Origin of the sequence: Streptomyces sp. NBC_01198, from assembly GCF_036010485.1 — a bacterium.
In the GTDB taxonomy this organism is placed as follows: Bacteria; Actinomycetota; Actinomycetes; order Streptomycetales; family Streptomycetaceae; genus Actinacidiphila.
This window is the reverse complement of record NZ_CP108568.1, coordinates 3,594,141-3,608,492: the sequence shown is the minus strand read 5'-3', so window position 1 is coordinate 3,608,492 and position 14,352 is coordinate 3,594,141. Positions and strand designations below refer to the sequence as shown.

Here is a 14,352-nt window from a genome sequence, read left to right as displayed (position 1 = left end):
GAACCGGAGAGAAGAGCGAAGTTGTCCCCGACCCGCGAGACCGCACCGGCCGGCCGCCGACTCGTCATTGTCGAGTCGCCCGCCAAGGCGAAGACGATCAAGGGCTATCTCGGTCCTGGATACGTCGTCGAGGCCAGCGTCGGGCACATCCGCGACCTCCCCAACGGGGCCGCCGAAGTGCCGGCGGAGTACAAGGGCCAGCCGTGGGCACGGCTCGGCGTCAATGTGGACAGCGACTTCCAGCCGATCTACGTCGTCAACGCGGATAAGAAGGCACAGGTCAAGAAGCTCAAGGAGCTTCTCAAGGACTCCGACGAACTATTCCTGGCCACCGATGAGGACCGCGAGGGCGAGGCGATCGCCTGGCATTTGCAGGAAATCCTCAAGCCCAAGGTCCCGGTGCACCGGATGGTCTTCCACGAGATCACCAAGGACGCCATCCAGGAAGCCGTCCGCAATCCGCGGGAACTGAACCAGCGGCTCGTCGACGCCCAGGAGACCCGCAGAATCCTCGACCGGCTCTACGGCTACGAGGTCTCCCCCGTGCTGTGGAAGAAGGTCATGCCGCGGCTGTCGGCCGGCCGCGTCCAGTCGGTGGCCACCCGGCTCGTCGTCGAGCGGGAACGCGAGCGCATGGCCTTCCGCTCCGCCGAATACTGGGACCTGACCGGCGTCTTCGACACCGGCCGCAGCGGTGACGCCACCGACCCCTCCACGCTCAACGCCCGGCTCGTCTCCGTCGACGGCCGCCGCGTCGCCCAGGGCCGCGACTTCGACGCCGCCACCGGCGCGCTCAAGGGCGGCGCCACCGTCCTGCAGCTCGACGAGGCCGCCGCCCGCGCCCTGGCCGCGGCGCTCGCCGACACGCGGTTCTCGGTCCGCAGCGTCGAGTCCAAGCCGTACCGCCGCTCGCCCTACGCGCCCTTCCGCACCACCACCCTCCAGCAGGAGGCGTCGCGCAAGCTCGGCTTCGGCGCGAAGGCCACCATGCAGGTCGCCCAGAAGCTGTACGAGAACGGCTTCATCACCTACATGCGTACCGACTCCACGACGCTCTCCGAGACCGCGATCCGCGCCGCCCGCGCCCAGGTCACGCAGCTCTACGGCGCCGACTACCTGCCGGACAAGCCCCGCGTCCACACCGGCAAGGTCAAGAACGCGCAGGAGGCGCACGAGGCGATCCGCCCCTCAGGCGACCGCTTCCGCACCCCCGCGGAGACCGGCCTGACCGGCGACCAGTTCCGGCTCTACGAGCTGATCTGGATGCGGACCGTCGCCTCCCAGATGAAGGACGCGGTCGGCCAGTCCGTCACCGTCAAGGTCGGCGGCACCTCCGCGGACGGCAGGGACGCCGAATTCAGCGCGTCCGGCAAGATCATCACCTTCCACGGCTTCCTCAAGGCCTACGTCGAGGGCGCCGACGACCCCAACGCCGAACTCGACGACCGCGAGCGCCGGCTGCCGCAGGTCGCCGAGGGCGACCCGCTCACCGCCGAGCAGATCACCGCCGACGGCCACTCCACCAAGCCGCCCGCCCGCTACACCGAGGCGTCGCTGGTCAAGGAGCTGGAAGAGCGCGAGATCGGCCGCCCGTCGACCTACGCCACCATCCTGGGCACGATCCTGGACCGCGGCTACGTCTTCAAGAAGGGCACCGCGCTCGTCCCCACCTTCCTGTCCTTCGCCGTGGTCAACCTGCTGGAGAAGCACTTCGGCTGGCTCGTCGACTACGACTTCACCGCCTCCATGGAGGACGACCTCGACCGCATCGCCCGCGGCGAGGCCCAGTCCGTGCCGTGGCTGCGCCGCTTCTACTTCGGCGCCGACGACCCGGGCGCGGCCGCGGCCTCGCCGGGCAGCGACGGCGACCACCTCGGCGGCCTCAAGGAACTCGTCGAGGACCTCGGCGCCATCGACGCCCGGGAGATCTCCTCCTTCCCGGTCGGCGACGGCATCGTGCTGCGGGTCGGCCGCTACGGCCCCTACGTCGAGAAGGGCGAACGCGGCGAGGAGGACCACCGCCGCTCCGACGTCCCCGACGACCTGCCGCCCGACGAGCTCGACGTCGAATACGCCGAGGAGCTCTTCGCCCGCCCCAGCGGCGACTTCGAGCTCGGCACCGACCCGGCAAGCGGCCGCCCGATCGTCGCCAAGGACGGGCGCTACGGCCCCTACGTCACCGAGATCCTGCCCGAGGACACCCCGAAGACCGGCAAGAACGCGATCAAGCCGCGGACCGCCTCGCTCTTCAAGTCGATGACCCTCGACACGGTCACCCTGGAGGACGCGCTCCGGCTGATGTCGCTGCCGCGCGTCGTCGGGACCGACGCGGAGGGTGTCGAGATCACCGCGCAGAACGGCCGCTACGGGCCGTATCTGAAGAAGGGCACGGACTCGCGCTCGCTGGAGACCGAGGACCAGCTCTTCACCATCACCCTCGACGAGGCGCTGGCCATCTACGCGCAGCCCAAGCAGCGCGGGCGCGCGGCGGCCAAGCCCCCGCTGAAGGAACTCGGCACCGACCCGGTCAGCGAGCGGCCCGTCGTCGTCAAGGACGGCCGCTTCGGTCCCTACGTGACCGACGGCGAGACCAACGCGACACTCCGCCGCGACGACGAGGTCGAGTCGATCACCCCGGAGCGCGGCTACGAACTCCTCGCGGAGAAGCGGGCGAAGGGGCCGGCCAAGAAGAAGGCTGCGCCGGCGAAGAAGGCCGCGGCGAAGAAGGCCCCCGCCAAGAAGGCGGCGCCCGCGAAGAAGGCGGCTTCGGCCGCGAAGAAGACGACGGCGAAGAAGTCCGCCCCGTCCGCGGACTAGCCCGCCCCCTCCCCGGGCGCCCGGGGTCCGCGGTTCCCCTGCGACAGGGGTGCGCCGATTCCGCCGGCCGCGGTGGTTGTGCGCGGTTCCCTTGCGCGGGGGGTGCCTGATGGGGTCGCGGGGAACGGCGCGCTCTGCCACCCGCCGGCGGGTGGTCCGGCTTCGACAGCAACAGCCCCTTCGGGTCGGTGGCGGCCCGCGCCATCGTGGTGGGCTGGTCGCGCAGTTCTTCGCGCCCCTGGTGGGCTGCCCTCTTCGGCGGGGTGGTGCCCGATTGGCGGCGCGGGGAACTGCGCGCTCAGCCCTCCACCGGCGGGTGGTCCGGCTTCGACAGCAACAGCCCCCTCTGGTCGGTGGTGGCCACCGCCTGGCGGGGAGGCGCGGCCGCCGGGGGGAAGCGCAGCCCGGAGGGGGTGGGATGTGGCAGCGGAGTGGGCCCGGATGGGCGATAGGCTGTTGGGATGACGCGATCCGAGCAGCCACCGCAGCCCGCTGACGTCACGCCCGCCTTCGCGGGCGACTTGGCGGCGGATTCACGGGACCGCGCGGTGGGCGCCCTGCTGAAGATCCCGGCGTTGCGGAAGCTGTGGAACGCCCAGCTCACCGGAGCGGTCGCGGACCGCCTCGGCCTGCTGGTGCTGCTCCTGCTGACGGTGCAGGCCACGGCCGCCGCGCACGCCTTCGGCGGTGGCTACCGCGGAGTGGCGCTGGCGACGGCCGCGGTGTTCGCGGCCCGCCTCGTGGCGACGGTGCTGTTCGGCGCGGTCCTGCTCGGCCCGCTGTCCGCGGCGACCGCGGAGAGCGGACCGCTGGACCGCCGCTGGACCATGATGGGCGCCGACGGCGTACGCCTGGCGCTGTTCATCGTCGCGCCGCTGTGGATCACCTGGTCGCGGGACTCCGCGCACCTGTGGCTGCTGGGCACCGCCTTCGTCGCCGGGATCGCCGAGCGGCTGTGGGCCGTCGCCAAGGACGGCGCCGCGCCCGGACTGCTGCCGGCTCCGGGGGACACCTCGGTACGGCCCGCGCGCGACAACCTGGCCACGCTGCACCGGCTCGACCTGCGGACGAGCTTCGTCGCACTGCCGCTGGCCGCCGCCGCGATGGTGGTCGTCACGCTGATCAACACGCTGCTGGCGACCGGCGTCAACTGGTTCGACCTGCACCAGGTCGCGCTGTCCTCCTACGTCGCCGCCGGCCTGTTCTCGTCCTCGATCGCGGTGCTCTCCGCTCTCGAACTCCCGTCGGGCACCCCGGCCAGGCCGCGCTCACCGCTCGAAGGGCTGCGGCTGCCCAAGGGGCCCGCGGGCGCGGAGAACGGCAGGACCGGCACGCTGCCGCTGCTGGTGCTGTCCACCGCCGCGGTCGCCGGCGCCATCGCCGCGGCGGTCGCCGTGGCGGTCCTGCACGCGGCGGCACTGGGCTTCGGACCGACCGGATTCGGCCTGCTCGTCCTCGCGCTGACCGCGGGCACCGTGGTCGGCATCCGGGTGGCTCCCCGTACGCTGCCCGGGTTGTCCAGGCGACGCCTGCTGGCGCTGGCGATCGGCGTCACGGGCGTGGCGCTGCTGCTCACCGGCCTGGTCCCCGACCCGACCACCGTGCTGCTGCTGGCGCTGCTGGCCGGCCTCGCCGGCGGCGTCAGCGCCAACGCCGGGCACCTGCTCGTCGAGCAGGAAGCCGAGGAGACCCAGCGGGCCAGGACCGCGGAGCACCTGCGGGCCGTGGCGGGGGCCGCGCTCGGCGTCGCCGCGATCTGCGCTCCGCTGCTGGCCGCCGCCATCGGCCCGCACCGCATCGACAACGGCCGCTTCACCTTCGACCACGCCGGCGCCGCCTACACCCTGATGCTGGTCGGCGCGCTGCTGCTGCCCATCGCCGCACTCGTGCTCGGCAAGACCGACGACCGCAGCGGCGTACCGCTGCGCCGCGACCTGCGCGAGGCGCTGCGCGGCGCGGAACCGGCCGCCGCGCCCGCCCCCACCGGCTTCTTCATCGCCGTCGAAGGCGGCGACGGGGCCGGCAAGTCCACCCAGGTCGAAGCGCTCGCGAGCTGGATCCGCGCCAAGGGCCACGAAGTCGTCGTCACCCGCGAGCCCGGCGCCACCGCCGTCGGCAAGCGGCTGCGGTCGATCCTGCTCGACGTGTCGTCCGGCGGTATCTCGCCCCGCACCGAAGCGCTGCTCTACGCCGCCGACCGCGCCGAGCACATCGACACGGTCGTCCGGCCGGCGCTGGCCCGCGGCGCCGTGGTCATCTCCGACCGCTACATCGACTCGGCCGTCGCCTACCAGGGCGCCGGGCGCGACCTGGCGCCGACCGAGATCGCCCGCATCAACCGCTGGGCCACCGACGGGCTCGTCGCCCACCTGACCGTGCTGCTCGACGTGTCGCCCGAGACGGCCAGGGAGCGCTTCACCGAGGCGCCCGACCGGCTCGAATCCGAACCGCCGGAATTCCACCAGCGGGTGCGCGCCGGCTTCCTCACCCTCGCCGCCGCCGACCCCGCCCGCTACCTCGTCATCGACGCCAGCCAGGACCCGGACGCCGTCACCAGGGTGATACGCCACCGGCTCGACGAGGTCCTCCCGCTGTCGGAGCAGGAGATCGAGGCCCGCGCCGAGGCCGAGCGCAAGGCCGTGGAAGAGGCGGCGCGGCTCGCCGCCGAGGAAGCCGCCCGCAAGGCGGAGGCCGAGCGCGCGGAGCGCGAGCGGCAGGCGCAACTGGAGAAGCTGCACCGCGAGGAGGAGGAACGGCGGGTCGCCGCGGAGGAGGCCGCCCGGCAGGAGATCGCCGAGCGCAAGGCCGCGCAGGAGGCGGAGGTTGAGCGCCGCCGCCAGGAGGAGGCCGACCGGCTCGCCGCCGAGGAGGCCGCGCGGGTCGCGGCGGAGACCGCTGCCAGGGAGGCCGAGCAGGCCAGGCTGCGGCGGCTCGCCGAGGAGCAGGCCAGGCTGCGCTCCGAGGCGGAGGCGCGGCGGCTGGAGAAGCAGCGCAAGGCGGAGGAGGCGCTCCTCCGCGCGGAGGCGGCGCGGGCCGCTGCCGCGGATTCGGCCGGTCCGGACGAGGAGAAGCGCCAGACGGACGAGACGACCGTCGTGACGCCGGTGGTACCCGAGGACGAGCCGTCCTCGGACTCCTCCGAGACCACGACGGTGCTGCCGCCGGTCGTACCGGAGCGGGAGCCGGATTCCTCGGAGGGTGACAGCTCCGAGGGCGGGTCGTCCGAGGGCGGGTCCTCCGACAACCGGTCGTCCGACAGCGGGTCGTCCGAGCGCCGGACATCAGGCCCGGACTCCGCTTCCGACGAGACGGCGGTCCTGCCGGCGGTCCAGGCGGAGCCCGCCTCCGACGACGAGACGGCCGTGCTGCCGCCGGTGCCGGGTACGGCCACTGACGCCGACCCGGCGGACCGGGTGCCGCCGTGGCTCTTCCGGCCCGAGTCGGGCGAGACCGAGCGGACGCGGGAGCTTCCCGCGGTCCACTCCCCGGCGCCCAAGCCGCGGCCGCGGCCGGACTGGGCGGAGGAGACGCCGCTCGACGATCTGCCGACGCTTGCGGACGAGCTTCTGGGACGGCACGACGAGGACGACCCCCGCCGCCGCCCCTGACCCGAGGGGGGTCCGCCCCCTCCCCCCCCGCCCGCGCAGTTCCCCGCGCCCCTGGGGTCCTGCCTCTTGCGGTGCGGTGCCTGCCTGCGGGCGCGTTGTGGCTGGTCGCGCAGTTCCCCGCGCCCCTGGGTGATTGGCCCCTTGCGCTGGGCTTTTCGCTGCGGCGCCTTCGTGGTTGCGCGCGCAGTTCCTCGCGCCCCTTTTGGCTTGCCCTCTGCGGAGGAGGGTGACCTCTCGGGGGCGCGGGGAACTGCGCGACCAGCCACGACGGTGGTACGGGTTGCGTGCCAGCGCAAGCGGCAACTTCCGAGGGGCGCGGGGAACTGCGCGCGCAACCACCGTCGGCGTGGACGTGCCGTGCCACCGCAAGTGGCACCCACCCGGGGGCGCGGGGAACTGCGCGACCAGCCACGATGGTGGTGAGGGCTGTGTGCCAGCGCAAGTGGCAACCCCCCCAGGGCGCGGGGGAACTGGGCGCGCAACCAAGCCCCCGGTGGAGGCACCGTGCCACCGCAGGTGGCAATCCCCGGGTGCCGGGAACCCCCGGAAAGTGACCGCCCCGTCAGGGGCCCGGCAGCCGGGGCCGGGCTGAGGGCGGGAGAATGCGCGGGTGCGGTATTTGGTGTTGGGCGTTACCGAGGTGCAGGGTCCGGGCGGGACGCCCGTGGCCCTGGGCGGGGGACGGGTGCGGGCACTCGTCGCCGCGCTGTCCGTCGACGCCGGCCGACCCGTACCCGCCGAGACGCTGATCGCCCAGGTGTGGGCGGGGGACCCGCCCGCCGACGCTGCAGGCGCGCTGCAGGCGCTGGTGGCCCGGGTGCGCCGGGCGCTGGGCCGGGAGGCCGTGGCGTCGGAGCCGGGGGGCTACCGTCTGGCGGCGGGGCGCGACGCCGTGGACATGCACGAGTTCGAGCGGCTGGTCCAGGAGGGCGACGCGGCGCTGGCCGGCGGAGACCCGCAGAAGGCCGCAGGGGTGCTGGCAAGCGCTCTGGCGCTGTGGCGCGGCCCGGCGCTGGCGGATCTGCCGGACCGCGCGGCGGCCGCGGCCCGGCCGGAGGCGTTGCACCGTACGGCGCGGCGGCTGCGCATCGAGGCGGATCTGGCGCTGGGCAGGGCCGCCGACGTGCTGCCGGCGCTGCGGGAGGCGGTGGCGGCGCATCCGCTGGACGAGGCGTTCAGGGCGCAGCTGATCAGGGCGTTGCGCGCGGCGGGGCAGACCGCGGACGCGGTGGTGGCGTACGAGGAGACCAGGGCGGCGCTGGCGGAGGCGCTGGGCGCGGACCCCGGCCCGGAGCTGCGGGCCCTGCACGCGGACCTGCTGCGGCAGCCCGCGCCGCGCCCCGCGGCCCCGGCGGCCGGGAACCTGCGGGCCAGGCTGACCAGCTTCGTGGGCCGGGAGGCGGATCTGCGGGACATCCGTCAGGACGTCGCGGAGGCCCGCCTGGTGACCTTGACGGGGCCGGGCGGGTCCGGGAAGACCCGGCTGGCCCAGGAGGCCGCTGAGGCGGCCGCAGGCGGCTTTCCCGACGGTGTGTGGCTCGCCGAGCTGGCCCCGCTGGACGACCCGGCGGCGATCCCGCACGCAGTGCTCAGCGCGCTGGGCCGGCGCGAGGCCCAGGTGCTGGCGCCGGGCCTGCTGCGGAGCGAGTCGTATGCGGACGATCCGGTGGAGCGGCTGGTCGAATACTGCGGGCGGCGCCGGCTGCTGCTGGTGCTCGACAACTGCGAGCACGTGATCGTCGGCGCGGCCGTGCTGACCGCCGAGCTGCTCGCCGCGTGCCCGGGGGTGACGGTGCTGGCCACCAGCAGGGAGCCGCTGGGCGTGCCGGGCGAGGTGGTGCGGCCGGTGGAGCCGTTGCCGCCGCCGACGGCGTATCGGCTGTTCGCCGAGCGGGCGGCGGCGGTCCGGCCGGGCGCGGCGCCCTACGGGGACGCCGATGGCGGGCCCGACGCGGTGGCGGTGCGGGAGATCTGCCGGCGGCTCGACGGGCTGCCGTTGGCGATCGAGCTGGCCGCGGCCCGGTTGCGCGCGCTGTCACCCCGGCAGATCGCCGACCGCCTCGACGACCGGTTCCGGCTGCTGACCAGCGGCAGCCGTACGGTCCTGCCGCGGCAGCAGACCCTGCGCGCGGTGGTGGACTGGAGCTGGGACCTGCTGACCGGGCCGGAGCGTACGGCGCTGTGCGCGCTGAGCGTCTTCGCCGGGGGCTGCACCCTGGCGGCGGCGGAGGCGGTGTGCGGCCCCGACGCGCTGGAGACGGTCGCGCAACTGGTCGACAAGTCCCTGGTGGTGGCCGACCTGCTGCCGGCGCCCGCGGGGCAGGACGGACCGCAGGCGCGCTACCGGCTGCTGGAGACCATCCACGAATACGCCGCCGAGCGGGCCGCCGCCCGGCCTGCGGACCTGGCGCGGGCCGCGCGCCGCCACACCGTCCACTACCGCGACCTGGCACGGACCGCGGATCCGGAGCTGCGCGGCACGGACCAGTTGCGCTGGCTGGAGGTGCTGGAGACCGAACTGGACAACGTGCGGGCGGCGTTGCAGCGCACGATCGAGGCGGGCGAGGAGCCCGACGCGCTGGCCATCGTGCTGGCGATGGGCTGGTTCTGGTGGCTGCGCAACTACCGGGACGAGGCGAACGGCTGGCTGGAGCGGGTGGTCGCGATGGGCGGTGATCCGCTGCCGCACCCGGCCGACCCGCTGTACTGGCCGCGCGTCGACGCCAGGATGCTGCTGTTCTTCGTCAAGAGCGACCACGCGGCGGAGGAGCAGCTGTCGACACCGGAGTCGGTCGCGACGGCGGAGGCGCTGGCGAAGGTGTACGGGGAAGGCGGTCCTGCGGCCGCGCGTTTTCCCGGGCTGCTGTGGCCCTTCACCGCGTATCTGCTCGGCGGCCCGATGGAGATCCGCCGTCACACCGAGGTGGTGGTGGCCAACTGCCGCGCCTACGGCGGTGACTGGGAGCTGGCGGTGGCGCTGATGTTCCGCACCCATGTGGCGGTGGACTCGCCCGGCGGGCTCGCCTACGCCGAGGAGACCCGGGCCGAGCTGGAGACGCTGACCGAACGGCTCGGCGACCGCTGGGTCCGATCCCAGGTGCACAGCGCAGGCGGTGAGATCGCGATGGCACGCGGCGACTACGCGGCGGCGCGCGCGGACCTGGAGGCGGCGCACCGGCTGGGCCGGGAGCTGGGGGCGATCGCCGAGGCCGCCTTCCTGGTGGCGCGGCTGAGCGAGGTGGCCTACCGGGCCGGCGACGACGAGACCGCCGGCCGGCTGCTGGCCCGCGCCGACGAGGAGGCCGAGCGCTACTCGGTGTGGGACGCCCGCACGTATGTCCGCTACCTGCAGGCCACGTTACTGCTGCGGCACGGGGAGGTGCGGCGGGCGCGGCAGGTGTGGGAGCTCGCGGCGAGGCACATCTCGGACGGCTCGCCGCCGCCGATGTTCCGCGCGGTGCTCGGCGGCCTGGCGGCCCGGATCGCGGTGGCCGAGGGCGACCCGCGCTCGGCGCTGACGGTGGTGGACGAGGCGATGCGGGCGGCGCTGGCCGAGGGGTGCACCGAGCAGATCCTCGGCGCGCTGCTGGACGTGGCGGCCGAGGTGCTGACGGCGCTCGGCGACTCCAGGACCGCCGTGGTGCTGCTGGCCGCCTCGGACGCCGTACGGGGGCCGGCGCCGCGCAGCGTGCCCGAGCAGGAGGCGGCCGACGCGGTGGTCGCACGGGCGGCCACCGCGTTGACCGCGGCGGAGATCGCCGGGGTCCGCGGGCGTGGCGCGGACCTGGGCAGGGATCAGGCCGCGGCGCTGGTCGCGGTGCTGGCCGGCGGCAGCGCCGCCAACGCCGTCAGCGGCGCGGAGACCGGGCGGGAATAGCGGGTCACCGGCCGGGTCTTGTGTCATTGAGGCTTCAAGGAATACTGAGGCCCGGGACCGAGCCCGCCCCGCCCACCGGAAGTGAGAAGAGCCGTGAAGGTCGAGATCTACAGCGACATCGCCTGCCCGTGGTGCTACGTCGGGAAGACCCGGTTCGAGCGCGCGCTGGCGGCCTTCCCCAAGGGCTCCTCCGTCGAGGTCGTCTACCGGCCCTTCCAGCTCGACCCGTCCGCCCCGCAGCAGGCGCGCCCGCACCGCGAGGTGCTCGCGGCGAAGTTCGGGCCGCAGGCCGCGGCGATGGACGAGCGGATCGCCGCGCTCGGCGCCGAGGAGGGCATCAGCTTCGACTTCGACACGGTCCTGGAGAACAACTCCCTGCTCGCCCACCGCCTGCTGCGCTTCGCCCTGGACGAGTACGGCCCCGAGGCGCAGGTCCGGCTCAAGGGCCGGCTGATGACCGCGCACTTCGGCGAGGGCATGGACATCGGGGACCAGGAGCAGCTGACCGAGGCGGCCGTCACGGTGGGCCTGGACCGGGACGCCGTCACGGCGTTCCTGAGCGGCGACGCGCTGCACGACGAGGTGGTCGGCGAGATCGACGAGGCCAGGCAGCTCGGCATCACCGCGGTGCCGACCTTCGTCTTCGAGGGCCAGTGGGCGGTGCAGGGCGGCCAGGAGACCTCGACCTTCCTGCGCGTGCTGGAACAGGTCGCCAAGGACACCGCCGCCGCCGCGTCCGCGGCGGCGGACACCGCCACCGACGCCGGTGCGTGCGCCGACGGCGTGTGCGAGGTGCCCGCGGCCGGCGGCAAGGCCGCGGCGGGCTGAGGCGGCCCGCCCACCAGGTCTATACGGCGGCCGGCGCTGCTAGCAGCTGATCTCCGCGTCCGCCCAGTCCGCCAGACCCGTGAGGCCGAGTGCGTCGCCGCGCTTACCGTCGCCGGACTCGGCGGTGACGACCAGGCGCACGGTCGTGTAGCCGCCCAGCCGGACGTGCACCGGGACCGCGGGGTCGCCGCTGCTGACCACACCTGAGGTCCACAGGCGGGTGGAGTCGCCGTAGACGGAGAAACGCACGGTGGTGCGCGCCAGCCGGGTCAGGTCGTCGAGACCCGCCCTGGCGTCGTAGGAGACGCAGGCCCGGTTGAGGTCGATGGTCACCTTCGAGGGTGCGTGCACGGTGATGCCGTGGGCGTACGCCGTGCCGCCGATCCGCAGGCCCCAGCGGTCCCACCACCAGCTCTCGCTCGAAGTGGCCAGCCGCATGGTGGGCTTGGTCGGCGCGCCGAAGCCGCTCACGCCCAGCGAGTTGACCCGGTACACCGTCGGCGGCGCGGGGGGTGCGGGCGGCGCCAGGGTCGGCGGCGCGGTGGCGGTGGCAGGGCTGGGCTTGGAGACCGGCTCGTGTGTCGGCTCCGGCGTCGCACTCGGGGGCGTCGGCGCCTCGGTGGTCGGCTCAGCCGCCGCCAGCTCCGGTGCGGGCCGGTGGGTGGCCGCGGGCGGCGCGAGCGTCCGGGTGGCGGGCGCGGACTCGGGCTCGGGCCCGGCCGGCGGCCGCGCTCCGTGCGACGGCGGCGGGGCCGCGGGCCTGGTCGCGACCGGGGCGGCCGCCGGCGGCTTGGCCTGGGGCTTCCGCGGCGGCGTGCCATGGCCCGCGGTGAGGGCCAAGGCCGTGGCAGCGGCCGCCGCGATGACCAGGGCCGCCGCGATGCCGGCCTTGACGGGCGCGCCGAGGCCTTCACCGGCGGCAGCCCCGCCCGCCACGCCCGCGCCGCCCGAGCCGGAGCCCGCCGTGGCGGCCGCGGCACCGCCCGCGGCCCCCGCCGCGGCGGCGCCGCCCGCCACGACGGCGGCACCGGCGGCCTTGGTGGCGTAGACGGCGGCGAACCAGCCGATGTACGCGACCGGCAGCAGCCCCTTGAGCGCCGAGTTCAGGTCGGCAAGTTCGAGCGAGGCGGCCGTGCAGCGCTCGCAGCCCTTCAGGTGCCGGTTCAGTTCGCGGTCGGCGCGCATCCGAAGGCCGCCGCGGGCGTGGGCGCCGAGCCGGTCGGCGTAGCGGGCGCACTCGCCCTGCGCGGTGAGCGTGGAGCTGACGTGGGCCTGCAAATAGGCCTGGCGCAGGCCTTCCCTGGCGCGGTGGGCGAGCACGGCGGTGGCGTTGGCGGTCAGGCCGAGCAGCGGGGCGATCGCACTGGGCGACTCCTCCTCCACCGCGGTGTGCCACAGCACCGTCTGCCAGCGCTCGGGCAGCGTGCGGAACGCCTGGATGGCCAGCGACTGCTCGGCCTGCGCCATGGCCCGCACGTCGGCGGCCGGCGCGCTGGTCGCGGCCTGGGCGCCGGAGCCCGCCGCGCTGACGGCGAAGACCGCGAAGTCCTCGACCAGTTGCTCCCGCCGGGCGGTGCTGCCCCAGGTCGCGGCGACCCGCCGGACCGTGGTCAGCAGGTAGGCGCGGACGGCGGACTGCGGGCCGCTGCCGCCACGGATCGCCTGCAGGGTGCGGGCGAAGACCTCGCCGGTCAGGTCCTCCGCGGTGTGCGCGTCACGGCAGCAGGTACGGGCGTAGCGGCGTACGGCCTCGGCGTGGCGACGGTAGATCTCCTCGTACGCGCCGTCCCGTCCTGCCCTGACCTGGTCGACCAGCTCCTCGTCCGACAGCTCGGAGCCCGGCTCGGGGTGCCCGGCGGCCAGCAGGTCGTCGTCGGCGGGCGCGTCCGTCGCGGCGTCCGGCACACCGTCAGGCGCGGGGCCGGGCGACGGCAGCGGGCGTGCCGGATCGACACGCGACGGGTCGGGGCGCAGCCGGCCCGGATGCGCCGTTTCCGGGCGCGGCACCGGGTCGCGCTGGCCTGGCACCCTGCGGGACGGCGGCTCGGCGCCGCCTTCCGGCCCGGCCCCTGCGGCGGGGGCGGCGCCGGACTCCCCGTTTGGCTCATCCACGGGCCAAGCCTGGCACAGCGGAGGGGTCCGACGTCATGGACTTCGGCGGAACCACCCTTCCGTGGAAGGATCGTTCGCCGAATCCATGCGTTCCTCCGGACGGGCCGCGCGCCGCCGGCCGCTCAGTCGTGCGCCACGGGCCGCTCCGAGGGGCGCGAGCGCAGACCTTCGAGCAGGATGTCCAGCAACCTGGCCGAGGCTGCCGCCTGCTGGGCCGCGTCCGGCAGCGACGGCGCCGCCGTGGCGATGACCAGCAGGACGTCGGCGACCGAGACGTCGGCGCGCAACTCGCCCGCCTCCCGCGCCCTTTCCACCAGCTGGCCGACGACGTCGAGCAGCGTGCGCACCCCCTCCTGGTCCTCGACCCTGGCGCCGCGGCTGCCGCCCGCCCCGGCCTCGGTGAGGGCGTCGCGGCCGCTGTGGTCGCCGGAGCCCGGACGGGCGCCCTCCGCGGCCTCGGCGAACCTGCCGCGCTGCTGCGGCACCCGGTTCCCTCCGCCTGCCCCCTCCGCGTCGTGCGGCGCGCTGCCCTGCACTCGCAGCACCTGCGGCGGCAGCAGCCGCCCGGCGCCGGAGGCGACCGAGGTGCGCAGGAAGCGGGCCAGCGCGGACCAGGAGTCGTTCTCCTGGCCCAGCGCGGTGCGCGCCTGTTCGGTCAGCCGCGCGGTCTCCTCCTCGGCGATCCGCCTGACCAGCACGTCCTTGCTGGGGAAGCGCCGGTAGACGGTGCCGACGCCGACCCGGGCGCGCCGCGCCACGTCCTCCATGGGCGCGCCGTAGCCCAGTTCGCCGAAGACCTCGCGAGCGGCCCGCAGGACGTGCTCCAGATTCCGCTGGGCGTCGACCCGCAGCGGTGCCGCCCGGCCGGTCGCCCCGTCGGGACCTGCGGAAGTCGGCCATGTCATGTCTTGAATGTGCATGTATGTATCCCCCCGAACAATTGAATGTCTCCCCCCGGAGACTCCCCGCCCTTATCGAACCTGTGCGCAGGGCCGCGCACTACTACGAGATACGAACATAGTTGAGGCCGCGTCAAGAATGAAGAGGGTGGGATCCCTGGGGCGTGGGCTCTTCGAGAGCGGCAGCCGGACGCGTTTCCCGCCCTGGGGC

The 14,352-nt window shown here is 74.8% G+C and carries 6 protein-coding genes; 4 read left to right on the top strand and 2 right to left on the bottom strand.

The window, feature by feature from the left end; genetic code table 11:
* Positions 1-21: 21 nt before the first annotated feature.
* The 4 genes from topA to OG702_RS16175 all read left to right on the top strand — a co-directional run bounded on the left by topA (position 22) and on the right by OG702_RS16175 (position 11,130).
* Entirely contained in the window at positions 22-2,817 is a 2,796-nt protein-coding gene (gene topA / locus OG702_RS16190) for a type I DNA topoisomerase (RefSeq protein WP_327289591.1), read from the top strand.
* 461 nt (positions 2,818-3,278) lie between these two features.
* Positions 3,279-6,425: a dTMP kinase gene (tmk, locus tag OG702_RS16185; RefSeq protein ID WP_327289590.1), complete on the top strand. Its 3,147-nt coding sequence runs from the start codon at positions 3,279-3,281 to the stop codon at positions 6,423-6,425.
* A 685-nt stretch (positions 6,426-7,110) separates the two neighbouring features.
* Entirely contained in the window at positions 7,111-10,302 is a 3,192-nt protein-coding gene (locus OG702_RS16180; protein ID WP_327289589.1) for a BTAD domain-containing putative transcriptional regulator, read from the top strand.
* Between the two features lie 93 nt (positions 10,303-10,395).
* The gene (locus OG702_RS16175; protein WP_327289588.1) at positions 10,396-11,130 is read left to right on the top strand and encodes a DsbA family oxidoreductase; all 735 of its coding nucleotides are present in this window, start codon (positions 10,396-10,398) and stop codon (positions 11,128-11,130) included.
* A 39-nt stretch (positions 11,131-11,169) separates the two neighbouring features.
* On the opposite strand, the gene OG702_RS16170 is transcribed toward OG702_RS16175, so the two are convergent.
* Both OG702_RS16170 and OG702_RS16165 read right to left on the bottom strand, forming a co-directional pair.
* Positions 11,170-13,242: a sigma-70 family RNA polymerase sigma factor gene (locus tag OG702_RS16170; RefSeq protein WP_442814439.1), complete on the bottom strand. Its 2,073-nt coding sequence runs from the start codon at positions 13,240-13,242 to the stop codon at positions 11,170-11,172.
* A gap of 122 nt (positions 13,243-13,364) precedes the next feature.
* On the bottom strand, positions 13,365-14,162 hold the full coding sequence (locus OG702_RS16165) for a TetR/AcrR family transcriptional regulator (RefSeq protein WP_327289587.1): 798 nt from the start codon (positions 14,160-14,162) through the stop codon (positions 13,365-13,367).
* Between the last annotated feature and the right edge of the window lie 190 nt (positions 14,163-14,352).

Excerpts from the sequence above, each read along its gene's own strand:
- OG702_RS16165 (WP_327289587.1), bottom strand. The coding sequence starts at position 14,162 with ATGCACATTCAAGACATGACATGGCCGACTTCCGCAGGTCCCGACGGG.
- tmk (WP_327289590.1), top strand. The coding sequence starts at position 3,279 with ATGACGCGATCCGAGCAGCCACCGCAGCCCGCTGACGTCACGCCCGCC.